The organism is Brevibacillus sp. FSL K6-2834, assembly GCF_038592925.1.
GTDB lineage: Bacteria > Bacillota > Bacilli > Brevibacillales > Brevibacillaceae > Brevibacillus > Brevibacillus borstelensis.
The window spans coordinates 313,617-327,146 of the sequence record NZ_CP151945.1; the positions used below are offsets into that span (position 1 = coordinate 313,617).

The 13,530-nt window shown below is 43.7% G+C and carries 11 protein-coding genes and 1 pseudogene; 8 read left to right on the forward strand and 4 right to left on the reverse strand.

Going from position 1 to position 13,530, the window contains the following annotated elements:
* Positions 1-512: 512 nt before the first annotated feature.
* A complete protein-coding gene (locus tag NST96_RS01765; RefSeq protein ID WP_024984050.1) occupies positions 513-710 on the forward strand; it encodes a hypothetical protein in 198 nt (65 codons plus the stop codon).
* A gap of 209 nt (positions 711-919) precedes the next feature.
* On the opposite strand, the gene NST96_RS01770 is transcribed toward NST96_RS01765, so the two are convergent.
* Positions 920-1,150: an aspartyl-phosphate phosphatase Spo0E family protein gene (locus NST96_RS01770; protein ID WP_231504312.1), complete on the reverse strand. Its 231-nt coding sequence runs from the start codon at positions 1,148-1,150 to the stop codon at positions 920-922.
* A 362-nt stretch (positions 1,151-1,512) separates the two neighbouring features.
* Between NST96_RS01770 and istA (NST96_RS01775) the strand changes: the two genes are divergently transcribed.
* The 4 genes and pseudogenes from istA (NST96_RS01775) (at position 1,513) to istB (NST96_RS01790) (ending at position 5,484) form a co-directional block, all read left to right on the forward strand.
* Positions 1,513-3,000, forward strand: coding sequence for an IS21 family transposase (gene istA, locus NST96_RS01775; protein WP_227278712.1), 1,488 nt, complete (start codon positions 1,513-1,515; stop codon positions 2,998-3,000).
* A gap of 1 nt (position 3,001) precedes the next feature.
* Positions 3,002-3,727: an IS21-like element helper ATPase IstB gene (istB, locus tag NST96_RS01780; RefSeq protein ID WP_171506466.1), complete on the forward strand. Its 726-nt coding sequence runs from the start codon at positions 3,002-3,004 to the stop codon at positions 3,725-3,727.
* An 81-nt stretch (positions 3,728-3,808) separates the two neighbouring features.
* Positions 3,809-4,684: pseudogene (istA, locus tag NST96_RS01785) on the forward strand (IS21 family transposase); the annotation flags it as partial.
* Positions 4,681-5,484 (forward strand): IS21-like element helper ATPase IstB, encoded by an 804-nt coding sequence (istB, locus tag NST96_RS01790; protein ID WP_024982952.1) that lies wholly within the window; start codon positions 4,681-4,683, stop codon positions 5,482-5,484. The pseudogene istA (NST96_RS01785) and the gene istB (NST96_RS01790), both read left to right, overlap by 4 nt.
* A 613-nt stretch (positions 5,485-6,097) precedes the next feature.
* Here the strand turns inward: istB (NST96_RS01790) and NST96_RS01795 are convergent.
* Together NST96_RS01795 and NST96_RS01800 are read right to left on the reverse strand one after the other, a co-directional pair.
* Entirely contained in the window at positions 6,098-6,583 is a 486-nt protein-coding gene (locus NST96_RS01795) for an SMI1/KNR4 family protein (protein ID WP_171506478.1), read from the reverse strand.
* Positions 6,584-6,642: 59 nt separating this feature from the next.
* Positions 6,643-7,647 (reverse strand): HNH endonuclease signature motif containing protein, encoded by a 1,005-nt coding sequence (locus NST96_RS01800; RefSeq protein ID WP_171506479.1) that lies wholly within the window; start codon positions 7,645-7,647, stop codon positions 6,643-6,645.
* Between the two features lie 854 nt (positions 7,648-8,501).
* Here NST96_RS01800 and NST96_RS01805 point away from each other — a divergent pair.
* From NST96_RS01805 to istB (NST96_RS01815), 3 genes are all read left to right on the forward strand, one after another.
* Positions 8,502-8,831 carry a hypothetical protein gene (locus NST96_RS01805; protein ID WP_228006697.1) on the forward strand — a complete coding sequence of 110 codons (330 nt, stop codon included), beginning with the start codon at positions 8,502-8,504 and terminating at the stop codon, positions 8,829-8,831.
* Positions 8,832-8,930: 99 nt separating this feature from the next.
* Positions 8,931-10,172, forward strand: a complete 1,242-nt coding sequence (istA, locus tag NST96_RS01810; RefSeq protein WP_024985200.1) for an IS21 family transposase — start codon at positions 8,931-8,933, stop codon at positions 10,170-10,172.
* Positions 10,169-10,948 carry an IS21-like element helper ATPase IstB gene (gene istB / locus NST96_RS01815; protein ID WP_024985201.1) on the forward strand — a complete coding sequence of 260 codons (780 nt, stop codon included), beginning with the start codon at positions 10,169-10,171 and terminating at the stop codon, positions 10,946-10,948. Before istA (NST96_RS01810) ends, istB (NST96_RS01815) begins: the two co-directional genes overlap by 4 nt.
* A 405-nt stretch (positions 10,949-11,353) precedes the next feature.
* Here istB (NST96_RS01815) and NST96_RS01820 read toward each other — a convergent pair whose 3' ends face one another.
* Positions 11,354-12,760 carry a helix-turn-helix transcriptional regulator gene (locus tag NST96_RS01820; protein WP_228006686.1) on the reverse strand — a complete coding sequence of 469 codons (1,407 nt, stop codon included), beginning with the start codon at positions 12,758-12,760 and terminating at the stop codon, positions 11,354-11,356.
* Positions 12,761-13,530: the final 770 nt, after the last annotated feature.

The window sequence follows — 13,530 nt, forward strand, 5'->3', positions numbered from 1 at the left end:
TGGGGATTTTACAACCGATTTTGACAATATAGGGTTTATACGGATCGAGAATGCTTGTTTTCGTAACGGATCGTTGGTATTTTAAAGGTTCATTCTTATCCAACCACTTACGAATTGTTTTTCGATCCCTCCCTAATGAATCAGCAATTTGTGTGATACTCATTCCTTTTCCTCTCATGTCCTTAATCGAGTAAAACTCCCCATTCTTTAGCATATTTCTCTCCTCCAGGGAGAGGTTTTCTGCCAAAAGTGGGGAATTTTCAAGTGCCGTTATTGAGGATTTTAACAGTGCCGTTCACATGTTTTTGTCGTCTACACTAATAAAACGCCTAGAAGCGGCCGTTTTGGAGGTCAGAGGGATATGTTGACCATTTTCATAAAACAAAGTTTTGTTTAAGCAAATGGTTTTCGTTTTAAAGTCAATGTCTTTCCAGCGCAGCGCTAAAATCTCCCCCTTACGCCCGCCGGTATAAATTAGGAGATGGAACAGGGGAACTGAGGTTTTCAAGGCCATGTTTCCGGATCAGATCCGCGACAAGGCTACCTATGTCACATCCATTTTCGTAGGCGTTTTATTGGCTTTCGCTTTCAACCTAACCGGGCCAGGTGGTTACATAGCGACAACAGCAGCAGGCCTTTTGGCGTTTCGGGGAGCCAACTATCTGAACGGTTTTTTGAAGAAGCTGGGGATTATCAAAACTCTAAAATAAAACAATAATGATGTATGGTGTATCGACTTTGATTACCCTATAAAGATAAAGCGGGTGTGAAGGGGATGGCATAGGATATAATAAGGGATGAGAGTGTAAAATCGCCCGAGCGCATTCCAGAGCGGTTTTGTATTTGTCTCCAAAAGAAAAAAGACCTGGCCGCACTCAGGCATGCCCAATTCCTCTACATACTATATTAAGTATATAACTCATTTGCTAAATTTCTCACTCATTCTGATTTGAAACTGGACAAGATATTCGTCCAGGCGCTGGCTTAACACTACAACTTCACTGTCGGAAATACCCTTTTCTTGGACCAGTTTCACTAATTTTTCCCGCATTTCCTCGATGGTTTCCGACAAGTCTTCTTTATTTCGATTATCGTCTGTCAGGCCCGAAGATGGATCGCCTTTTCTTTTTCCCGTATCTACTATGATCAACTCCCTATTTCTGTAATATAAGAGCATATATTACCATATAATATTCTGCCAAAAACAAGTAGTTGGGAAATATTGCATAGGAGATCATCAGGATACTATACCAATAAGGGGTATTGCGCAAAAAATATGGACTTCATTGCAATGAAGCCCCATAAACAAAGTTATAAAAATTTTTTGTGCGGGAGATAAAAAAATGGACGATCTAATCATCGAACCTGGGAAGGGCTGTTTATTGCACAATAGAAATGCCTAATATTGCAGCGTAAAAATGCTCAAAACAAATACAAAAAAGGCACTTGTCAGCATCAATAATTCCTCCTACCGTTAGGTTTGGGACAACTTAGCGAAGGAGAATGGAAAGGATGCTGAAAATGCCTCAACAACACTATATCAGGTTTTTACGCGAAGTAGAAGGATGCTCGGTAAACGAGATTGCAGGACGCGTAGGTGTTCACTGGCGGACTGCCAAAAAATATGCCGATAAAACCGATTGGAATGCCTCGATGACAAAACGAAAGGGCAGAAGTCCTGTCATGGGTCCATTTATGGAGATCGTCGATACCTGGTTAGAGGAGGACCGTTTGGTCCCCCGTAAGCAGCGACACACAGGTGTGCGCATTTTCCAACGTTTGCGCGATGAGCATCAGTTTACAGGTGGACAACGTACAGTATTGGCCTATGTGCAGAGACGAAAAAGTGAAATGGAACTGGACCGTGCCAAAACGTACGAACGGCTTGAACATCCACCGGGTGAGGCACAAGTGGACTTTACAACCATTGAGGTATGCCGAGATCATCGATTGGTCACATACAAACTGCTGGTAATGTCTTTTCCGTACAGCAATGCCGCTTTCGTCTATCCGACACCAGCGGAGAATCAGGAATGCTTTTTGGAGGCGATGAAGCTGTGCTTTGAACAAATGGGAGGTGTTCCTCAGCGAATCTGGTTTGACAATCTCTCCGCTGCCGTCGTTCATATCGAGAAGCAGGGCGAACGGCAATTAACGGATGGCTTCCAGCGATTCTGCGCTCACTACCGGTTTGAAGCTGTCTTTTGCAACCCATACAGTGGTCATGAGAAGGGGCACGTGGAGAACAAATGCGGGTACTCCAAGCGCAATTGGGCAGTGCCGATTCCCATCTATGAAAGCCATGAACAGTTAGTTGCCTACTTCGCCGAGCAAGCTAGCCGTGATCGTGGTCGTCAGCATTATGCCCTAAATCGTTGCATCGCAGATCTATGGGAGGATGATCGCCGTAAATTGCTTACCTTGCCGGAGCATGGATTTGAGGCTTTTCGCTTGGGTGCTGCAGTGGTGAATAAGTATGGAGAGATTCGGAAGGATGAATTGACGGTTCCGTTGCTGGGGATGGCAACGCCAGGCAGTGAGGTACTGATCCAAACGTTTTGGGATCGCCTTGTCATTCTAAACGGCCAACACCAGCTAATTCGGGAAGTACCCAGACCTTATACGGGACGAAATGTAGACATTCCGTGGTCACAAGTATGCGCTGGATGGCTGAAAAAACCACGTAGTGTAACGCACTCGCAGTTTCTCCGTATGCTACCGGAGATCTTGCAAGGGTATGTAACCGTGAAGGATCTAACAGAGCGAAAAGATCGTCTTCAGGCAATGTCGCACTGGTGTGATATTTACACCATCGAACAGATTCAAGAGGTAATTGCTCTACTAGGCCAAGACACACCGATTACGCGCATCACGGCCGTGCTAGGCGTAAAATATGGCAGTCGTGACCTCCCTGTCACGTGGGAGGAGACGTTGTCCCCTCCGGGAACTCGCGTAGAAGGTTCTCTCCAACGCTATGATCAACTTGTGGGGGTGAGCTGAGATGCCGACGGCATTGGGAGATTTGTGCCGACAACTCCGATTGGCGCATGTCGTGGACTACGTATCCGTTCAACAGAATGAGCAGATTCGTAGCATTGTGGAGCAAATCCTTGTTGCGGAACTGGACGGCCGCCGCCGTGCCAAGTTAGGTAAGCTTGTTCAGCAGGCGGGGTTCCCGCATATTAAGACTTTCGAGGGGTATGTGTATGACCATATCTCTTTCCCTAGTGGCAGTAGTCCGGAGCTGCTCCAGGAATTGGATTGGCTCGAACGCAAAGAAAATTTACTCTTAATGGGTGCCGTCGGCACAGGGAAAACCCATATGGCAACGGCACTGGGCGTGGAGGCTTGCCGCCGGGGCAAGGCGGTACAGTTCTACCGGGCTTCCGATTTTGTTTCTGTACTTCAGGAAAAATTTGTGGCGGGAACACTCAGCCGATTTCGCGAGAAATTGAAAAAGATAGATTTACTTATTCTCGATGAAGTCGGCTACGTGCCGTTCAGCCAAACCGGTTCTGAGTTATTGTTTAACGTGATTGCGGATTGCTATGAGCAACAGAGTGTGATCGTTACATCTAACCTGGAGTTTGGCCAATGGACATCGGTGTTTGGAGACACGAAGCTCACGTCGGCGCTCGTTGATCGTCTGGTACACCACGCTCATATCCTCTCATTCACAGGTGAGAGTTTCCGCTTCAAACAGGCAATGGATAGGATTCCTTTGTAGTTTCAAACGGCTGGCAAGTGCTTAGGCAATTTTGGCTGCAAAGCTGAGCATTTTCTACTTGCAAAACACAAGACAAAAGCCGGACACCAAGCCCAAGTGGACTGGAAGATTTGCGAGTACATCGATTTAAACGGTGAAGTGCGTAAAATCCCCGTTTTTACGATGGTGTTGGGTTACTCCCGAGCGATGTACATCGAATTTACAAAGCGCTGTGACATCCACAGTTTCTTACGCTGCTTGATGAACGGTTTGGAATACTTCGGCGGTGTTCCAAAGACCATGCTAACCGACCAAATGAAGACCGTTATTCTTGGCATGGGCGATGATCGAAAGCCGAGATGGCATCCGTTGTTTGAAGATTTTGCTGCGGCTATCGGCTTGATCCCCAAAGTTTGCCGCGTACGACGTCCCCAAACGAAAGGAAAGGTCGAGAGAAGCGTTCAGTTCATCGAGCAGAACTTCATGCCAGGGCGATCATTCACCGATCTTGGTGACCTAAATCGCCAAGCCAGACACTGGTGCGATGAGCAAAACCGTCGTATCCACGGTACAACTGGGGAAAGACCGATCGATCGCTTGGCACAAGAGAAGCTCGGTATGCTTCCGTCTCCGGAACGATGGGCAAAGTACCGGTTTGAACCGAGGAAAGTAAGCCGTGACGGATTTGTGAGCTACGACGGCGTTCGTTATGGCGTTCCATGGCGGTATAGCGGACGTGAAGTAAAGGTACGAGAGGTAAACAGATTCGTCGAAATATACTGCGAGAAGCAGCTCATCGCCCGGCACGAGAAGCAGTACCAATCCCGAAGGCTAGTGATGTGTGAGGACCAATACACGAATTTGAGTACAGCTCAGGGATATGCTTATCCAAAGCCGCAAGGCGTTCAGATTCCTGTACAAGACGTGGAAGTGCGTCCGTTGGACGTGTATGAACGTCTTGTGGAGGTGGGCGCATGATTGAGCTCGAACAAGCCCGCCAGCGTCTGGAGGAACTTGGTTTGGGTCAAGCCGCCCAATCGCTTGATGCCAAGCTGGAAGCTGCCAGCCGGAGCCAAAGCACGTATCTCTCTTTCCTCAATGATCTACTGGACGCTGAGATTCAGGATCGCCAGCGCCGAAATGTAGAGGTCCGCATGAAGCTGTCTCACCTCCCTTATCGGCGTACGCTCAACGAATTCGACTTCTCGTTTCAACCGGGGATTGATGAACGACTGATTCGTGAACTGGCTGCGCTGACGTTCGTTGGGAGGCAAGAAAACGTGTTGTTTCTCGGGCCTCCCGGCGTGGGGAAAACGCATTTAGCCGTTGCTATCGCTATGGAGGCCATTGGACAAGGATTGCCTGTGTATTTCGTCTCTCTCGCGCAGCTCGTGGGCGATTTACGAAAAGCTTATGAAGAGAATCGCCTGGACAAACGAATGAGGGTATATCTCAGGCCACGCATCCTCATCGTGGACGAGGTGGGCTACCTCCCCCTCGATCCGCTCGCTGCAAACCTGTTTTTTCAGTTGGTTTGTGCACGCTACGAGAAAGGAAGCATGATTCTGACTAGCAACAAGAGCTTTGGCGAATGGGGCGAACTCATGGGCGATCCCGTTCTTGCTACAGCTGTTCTCGACCGCTTATTGCATCACTCCCACGTCGTGAACATCCGGGGGAACAGCTACCGGCTCAAAGAAAAACTAAAAACCGGAATCTATTCGACACCAGGCGCACAGGTGGGTCAAAATTATACCGGCGCTCGTGGGTCAAATTAATTCCGGCGTTGACAGGCCCGAAGATGGATTGCCATTTCTTTTTCCCGTATCTACAATGATCAGCCCCCTATAGTAATATAAGGACATATATTACTATAGGATATTCCGTCAAAAACAGGAAATCGGGAAATGCTGCATAGGGAAGCACCTGGATACTGTATCCAATAATGGGGATCGTAAAGAAGATAGACTTCATTGTAATGAAGTCCCAGAGAGGAGACAAACTCCCTGGCTGAACTAACAGCAGAGGGAGTTTGTCTCCTCTCTGGTCCAGTTCTATATGATTTGGACCAGAAAATGATTTCTCTCGCCACCCCTTTTTCACGATTTGACCTCCTCTAAGCTGACCACCGGAAAAGCATTTACAGGCAGCCAAGGAAGAAGGGACGTTCGTTCACGTAGGCAACGACGATATGCGAAGGGCCTACCATTTTCAGACATTGTTTTTTGTTTCGACTTTACGCTTATTACCTTTACATGTTTAATACAAAATTGAAATTTTGCACTTCAACAACATTCTATGCAAAAGCAACAGTTAAAAAATTTAATGATGCGGCAACAAAGTTCCTCCCAAGTACCATCTCCCTCATAAAATATATTCGGGTCAAACTATCTAAATCCAAAACTCAACCCCATTTTTTTCAATTACCTCCTTAAGCCACTCCGAAAAGGACAAATTAATATCGATAGGGTTTTCCGGATCCATTGACTGAATCCAGGTAAGATACCCGTTTCCGGAATTAATCCTATCTTGATCTACACATATACACCCAAGAGAGTGACTACTCCATGCAATAGGATAATACGGATGATCAATACTATAAGCTTTCCAGTACTCTATTACATTTTGAGGACTTAAAATTTCGTAACCCCCTCCGTAATAGGAGTCCTTAAATAACCTTGCGCTGGAGTAATTTTCTAGGAAGGCTCTATAATCGATAGGTAACTCAAACCTATTTAATGTTTCGTCAATTTGTCTAGGATTAAATGACTTATTAAACAAAAATTCAATGTCGCCACATTTTATTAATAGCATTTCTTCATGTTCTTCTCTTACGCCTTTTATTAAGTTAATTATTTCTTCAAATTTATGTTCCATAGTATCCCCCTCTAGTCAATTGTAAGGACTATCACTTTTGATAGCCCTTTTTTACATATTTAATAATTATTCCACCAATCTGTGATTTCATGATGATACAAAATGTACTTATTCTTTCTATCTTTTTTTAGTAAAGGAATTAAGTTATCTACATCATTTGTACCGTAGTATTCTAATGGAATCATATGATGAATTTCAACGTCATCCCAATCAAAATATTGGGGCTTTCCGTAGTAAGACTCGTAATGTTTCTCGAAATTTTTTCTATAATTGGAACTCCTGTCTCTCGTTAGTTTAACCAAGTTTGCATCCGGCTTAATTAGTTCTATATTCGATTGAGGATCAACATAATCAGGATATATCTCTCCTAAACGATTTGTTAAAATTTTTTCGGGCCCATTAATCTTATTAATTGGAACGACTCCTCCTTGTGCTGTGGTAGCCGTTCCAGACATATCACCAGACCACCAAAATGTATCAGCGTTTGCTGATACATATTCCGTCCGACCTACCCGTGGGTAGGGAATTCTTGCAGTTTTATAGTTTTCGTATCGATAACTCCCTCTTTCGTACACTGATCTAGTGATTTCGTGTCTGAACGCAACCGAAGTTATACTACCTAAAACAGCTGAAACCCGGACATTTGAAGTTACCTCGCCGTTTGGATAATCGCTAGTCATATAGTGGTCAAAAGCAATAGCGGCAAATTCCGGTAGTTGCCCCATGGTTCTTTTATCAGATGTTGTTGCGGTGGTTGCTACAAAATCAAAAGGAGTTTCATCTGGTTCCGATTTAGCACCAAAAACCTTTTTTCTCTCCCCACTATTAATAGCCAAACTGCTTAATTCCTCGTTATCGATAACCGTTACATTTTTACTCTGCAGTATACGAGGTTCATTAAGCACTTCGGCAAGATCTTCCAAACTCACTCCCTCAGCAAGCTGAATAGGTAAATTCTCGAAGTCAATATTTTCTTCTGCTAAAATAGTTGAAGATAAGTATGATGTGGGTAAAAGCAAAGAAAGTGATAGTAAGGGAACTAGAAGCTTCTTAAAAAGTTTCATTGTTTTATCCTTCCTTTTCTATATTAATTCATATTAACCATAATGCAAAAAAAATGAGAAAGTTGTCGTAATTTGTAAGACACACAAATTTAACATTATTAAATTCTCGCTATTTAATCCTCAATACTGGGCACTCCCCCGTTCCTTGCCTGGTACAACTCATATTCGATTCGCCAATCCCATCCAAAGTATCAGACGAGTACTTTTGTCGAAAGCAGGGACAAAATGGCTTGCTGTTGTCTATCAGGATTAGATGCACCACCCCCTAACCTTAGAGCCAAGCAAGATAATGATTGAGTTCGTAGCGGATGCCCCTACTGAAGGAATTAAAGGAACTGGATCAGAACCTTTCCGCTTGTCGAATAACTAATCATAAAGTAAAGACTATACGGAGGAGATCGAGGAACTGGATTTGTATATATGATCATCTTGGATGACTACTGCTCATTTAATTTCAAAATTCTGCCTTCTCCATTGTAATTACAAACTTCATGATTTCTGAGAGGGATATTGAATACAGTCGTAATAGTAGGCAGTATTTACTTGTTTACTATTTTGCTAAAAGATGTAGGTCTTGTATCTGAAGCTCTAAAGAGCTTTTAGCATGCAGACCCTGTTCCTTACGGAACATTGTCTACATGCTGGACTTCATTGTAAGTCCATAATAAAAATTGTAAAAAAAACATTTTGTACAGGAGATAAAAAATGGGTAATTTAATCATCGAACCTGGGAAGGGCATCGGTTTAATAAAACTTGGCATGAACAAAGATGAAGTTGAAAAATGCATTCAGAAATATACTGAAAAGTACATCAGAAGGAATATCATATTCAGGACTATTTCAAGGGCTTCTTCATGGTGGAATATGATTCTGAAGGTAAGGTTGACTTTATAGAAATTCCTGAGGTTCTAAAGGAAACATTTAACTGCTTATTGCTAGGCATTGATGTATTCAACACGAAAGCTGAAGATCTTATAGAGAAAATTGATAAAATTGCAGAATATGATCGAAATCAATCTGATGGCTACACGTATTTTTTCCCGTCATTAGGGCTATCTTTATGGAGATCAGATATATTCAAAGAGGAGTATATGCTCGAAGACTCGTTTAAAAAGCTGAGTCCAGAAAATCAAGAGGACAAAATAAGACACTTATATTTTGAATCCGTGAGCATAAGAAGATAATATTAATGCAGGTGTGAACGGCACTGTTAAAATCCTCAATAACGGCACTTGAAAATTCCCCACTTTCGGCAGAAAATCTCTCCCTGGAGGAGAGAAAATATGCTTAAGAATGGGGAGTTTTACTTGATCAAAGACATGAGACAAAGAGGAATGAATATCACACAAATTGCTGATTCATTAGGGAGGGATCGAAAAACAATTCGTAAGTGGCTGAAAAAGGATGAGCCTTCGAAATACCAACGATCTGTTAAAAAAACAAGCATTCTCGATCCATTTAAACCCTATATCAAAGCGAGAATGGAAGAAGGCTGCTTCAATGCTGTCGTTTTGTTTGATGAGATCAAAGCCCAAGGTTATCCAGGGCAAATTCGGCTCCTTCGCTCATTCATGGAACCATTGCGCCCGGTTGTTAAGACCAAGGCAACGCTCCGTTATGAAACGGCACCCGGAAAGCAAGCGCAAGTAGACTGGGGACATTTTAAGGTAGAGTGGAATGGTGGATATAAACGGCTGTACGCCTTTGTCATGGTTTTGGGATACTCGAGAATGTTGTATGTGGAATTTACAGAGAATGAACGGCTTGATACCCTCATCGGCTGCCACTTGCGTGCCATGCAATACTTTGGCGGCAGACCGGAAACATGCTTGTATGACAATATGAAAACCGTCATTGTCGGTTACGACGATCAAGGGCATGTATTGTGGAATGAACGATTTTCCCAGTTTGCAAGCCATCACGGTCTTACGCTGCGACGCTGCGCTCCCTACCGTGCACGAACAAAAGGGAAAGTGGAAAATGGAGTAGGATATGTTCGCAAGAACTTTTGGCCTCGGGTGCAGACGTTTACCAGCCTTCGTGACTTGAATCAGCAAGTACGTCATTGGTTGGATACGGTGGCTAATGTACGGGTACACGGCACCACGCATGAAAAACCAGTAGATCGATGGAAACACGAACAGTTGAAGCCACTTAACCCGATCCCATTCGAAGAGGTAGAACGCCATACTCGAAGAGTATCGAATGATTCACTCGTTTCTTACGGAGGAAGCCGGTATTCAGTCCCCTATGTTTATGTAGGTCATACGGTAGAAGTACAAGATCTCCAGAATGGCCATATCCGGATCTATCAGGGCAACATGATCATCGCTGAACATCCTAAAGCTACTCGTACCAAGCAAGTCATAACCAATAAAAAACACTTCGAGGGGATTCAAAACCAAATTGGCGCGAAGGCTCCCCAACCTATGCCGCGTTTGGTTCCCAATCCAAGCCCCGAAGTGGTGGAACGTGATTTGTCTGTCTATGAGCAGTTTGCTGACGAGGAGGTAATCGTACAATGATACTCCAGGCCCGTTTAGAAGAAGCCTTTGTACAGATGGGATGGGTACGAATCCCGGAAATTATTCACCACCACGCAGAAGAAGCTGCTGCTCAGAATATATCGTATTTGGAGTTCTTGGACAAGCTTTTGCAAGAAGAAATCATGGCCAAGAGGGATCGGTTTATCCGCATGAAAACGCGATTGGCTCATTTACCCTACCATAAAACGTTGGAGCAATTCGATTTCAGTTTCCAGCCCTCCATTGATGAAAGACGGATTCGTGATTTGGCAACCCTCCGGTTTGTACAACAACAAGAGAATCTCATTTTACTTGGTCCGCCAGGGGTCGGCAAGACTCACTTGTCTGTTGCTTTGGCTCTCGAAGCTATCAAACAAGGGTTGACGGTTTACTTTACAACTGCTCATGATTTGGTTCAGACGCTCCAGATTGCTCATCAAAACAATAGCATCAAACAAAAAATGCGAGCATTTATAAAACCGAATGTACTCATCATTGATGAAATTGGATATCGCAAAATGGATGAAACCGCAGCTCACTTTTTCTTTCAAATTGTATCAGAACGTTATGAATCCGGCTCAATTATCCTTACTTCGAACAAATCCTATGGTTCGTGGGGAGAGATATTTGGGGATACAGTACTTGCTACAGCCATCCTTGATCGATTATTGCATCACTCCCACACGATCAACATTAAAGGGGAAAGTTATCGCATAAAGGAGAAGAAAAAAGCAGGTTTCTTTCGACCCGAGTCAACCGAAGATAAAACAGAATAAACGGAATTTTGGTCGCCACCCGCCCCCCTCAGAGGGGGCATCATTCAGACAAACCTATTGCCTATAATGGGGAAAATTCGAGTGCAGATAATGGGGAATTTTCATTTGCAGTTGACACAGGAATGGAAGGTATTAATTTGACACTTTCGTATTAGGCGAGAATATAAAAGGAGGAGCCCCCAGGGAAAAGTCGCTTACAAGGCGCTCCTGGGGGCTTGCGTTTTACTACCCAACCTCAAGACAAAAAAACAGGGAGGCTAAGAAACCTCCCTGTTTTGCGACTTTCAAAATCCCTAATTGCTGATTTGGAGAATTTATCAGCCGCCTACACCATGCTCATATTGAATAATGCCAGGCTTTGGTTTAATTTTGGCTGTTTGGCCAGCCTCTGCCGCCACTACATTACTAAACAGTCCCAAGATCAAAGCCAGAGAAAGCAGCAATCCTTTTTTCATCATTTCGTACCTCCTCTAAAATTTGGTGATACTCTTGTTTCTGCTCGTCTGTTGCATAGTTTCTATATGCTTCAAAGGTTGTGACACAGTGTAAGAAATCCTTTTCATTGTTCTTGACTATGGATAAAGTCAAAGCCTGTAGTGTTTCGTCAATTCCAATTAGATGTTGACCATTATTGAATCGGTAAATAGCCAATCCATATCTGAAACGAAAATTACGGTCTATATTGAGTGGATCCCGATAATGAGTAAAAAGTTTGATCTCCTCAGAGAAGTCATCGATAATGCGATCGACCGTAAATCCATGCTTGTTAGCCGATTCAATAATAGTTATCAGAGCAGGTAATATTTCAGGGGGATTATGTTTCAGGAAGTCGAGATATTCGGGCAAAACCTCAACATTCCCCAGGAGAATTTCCAAGGTGTACATATTCGCTTTTGCCCATAACTGAAACTTCTGAACTTCATAATGGCCAACTTCATCTAAAAGTTCAAACCAACTGAGGTCAGCATACCCTTCGACATATCGTTTGGCCTGTTCGTAAAGCCCCTGTTTTTCTAAAGCTGCTGCTTTTAGCAGGTATCCTTGTCCATAGTATACAACAAGATGTCTTTCTGTGTTTATCGGATCAAAAGTTTTTTGGGTTTTCTTTTTGCGCAGCTCATCCTCGTATAAGATTACAGCCATTTCGCGCAACTCATCAGCATACTTCTCCACGTCTCTCCACTGGTGTAAAGAGAAACAGGTGTTAGCTAAATGAAGCAATGCATCTAATTGATAATGTTCTAGGAGCCTTTTCCGATAAGGTTCAAAGCGTATGACGGCCTTCCAGTTTTCTTCGGAATTTGACCCCAACACCGCCCGAAATAAACGGTATTGAGCCATGATAAAATGATGGGAGTAGCTATCCTTTTCGTTGTCGACCACGAACTGATAAAAAGGCATTGATTCCTTCAGTTTCCCATTTTCAAAGAGCTGCTCGGCTACTGAAAATAGGATTCTTATATTTTTGGGATTCTCCAGCAGCTTTGAGACAGTCTCGTTAATACAATCCTGTCGGCCAATTTCAGCACAGCGAGCCAGATACGGGATAACACGTGGACGCGAAAATTTATCTTCTGTTACACACTCTTCCGGATACAGTTCGTATAACCATCCCGGCTCGTGGCCAAACGCGATGGCCAGTTGATCCAGTTGGTATACTGTCATGGGACGAGGAGGATTACCATTGAGAATCGTGCTGAGAGTCCCTGAATTAATGCCGGTTAATTCGCTGAGCCTACTAATTGTAAACCCTTTCAGCCTTAAATTCCTTTCGATCTCTGATCGCAATGACGGCTGGACCATTACCCCCATAAGAAACCCCCCTCTAATACACGAATTACTAAATTCCTCCTGGCAGATTCTTTGCTCCATAGAAAACTTTATATCCTTAAACTATTCCTCATATTACCACAATACGCAACAAAAGTAAATATATGGTTATTGATGGGATTCTAGAATAGGAGAGCGGCCAATCAAGTTATGCTGCAGGGAAATAAAAGAATCTCCGAATGTTTTTGAAATCGGCGTTACGCCCAAATGGGTGCTGGAGACGAAGCAGGTCCGTGTGAATGGCAAAGACCTGACAGAGACAATCGAAGTTGGCGTGGCATATGCTCCCGCCCGAGAGCTCGCAGCAGCCTTCGACTTGCAGGTGGAGTGGGACGGTATTTCAAAAACCGTCAAATTCTCAAAAAGGTGTGTCTGAAAATGACAATGTCCCTCTGACGGCAAAAAAGCCGTTGGAGGGGCTACTTTTGTTTCTAGGCAAGTTGTATGATAGTGGAAAAGAAAGGTAAAGTGAAAGGTTAAATGAACACATGCTTGCGCGGTCAATTCAAGTCTCCATCTTGAATTGCTGGCCCGGGTGAAAACAACTGATTTGAAGTATATGAACCAAGGCCCCACTCAAAAGTGGGCACTTTCCTTTTTTTACAGAAAAAAACACCTACGGTATTCCGACTTTAGGTGGTATCTTGTTCAAAAGGCTTCTGTAAGCCTTCCTGAGGCGTTTTCAGAACGAGTGGCATCATGTTTGAAAAAACTAAAGAACGATCCTATATTTCTTCACAACGCTTTTTACC

Bases quoted from the DNA above. Each gene is read 5' to 3' on its own strand.
- NST96_RS01765 (WP_024984050.1), top strand. From the start codon at position 513: ATGTTTCCGGATCAGATCCGCGACAAGGCTACCTATGTCACATCCATT.
- istA (WP_227278712.1), top strand. From the start codon at position 1,513: ATGCTGAAAATGCCTCAACAACACTATATCAGGTTTTTACGCGAAGTA.
- istB (WP_171506466.1), top strand. From the start codon at position 3,002: ATGCCGACGGCATTGGGAGATTTGTGCCGACAACTCCGATTGGCGCAT.
- istB (WP_024982952.1), top strand. From the start codon at position 4,681: ATGATTGAGCTCGAACAAGCCCGCCAGCGTCTGGAGGAACTTGGTTTG.
- NST96_RS01795 (WP_171506478.1), bottom strand. From the start codon at position 6,583: ATGGAACATAAATTTGAAGAAATAATTAACTTAATAAAAGGCGTAAGA.
- NST96_RS01800 (WP_171506479.1), bottom strand. From the start codon at position 7,647: ATGAAACTTTTTAAGAAGCTTCTAGTTCCCTTACTATCACTTTCTTTG.
- NST96_RS01805 (WP_228006697.1), top strand. From the start codon at position 8,502: ATGGTGGAATATGATTCTGAAGGTAAGGTTGACTTTATAGAAATTCCT.
- istA (WP_024985200.1), top strand. From the start codon at position 8,931: ATGCTTAAGAATGGGGAGTTTTACTTGATCAAAGACATGAGACAAAGA.
- istB (WP_024985201.1), top strand. From the start codon at position 10,169: ATGATACTCCAGGCCCGTTTAGAAGAAGCCTTTGTACAGATGGGATGG.
- NST96_RS01820 (WP_228006686.1), bottom strand. From the start codon at position 12,760: ATGGGGGTAATGGTCCAGCCGTCATTGCGATCAGAGATCGAAAGGAAT.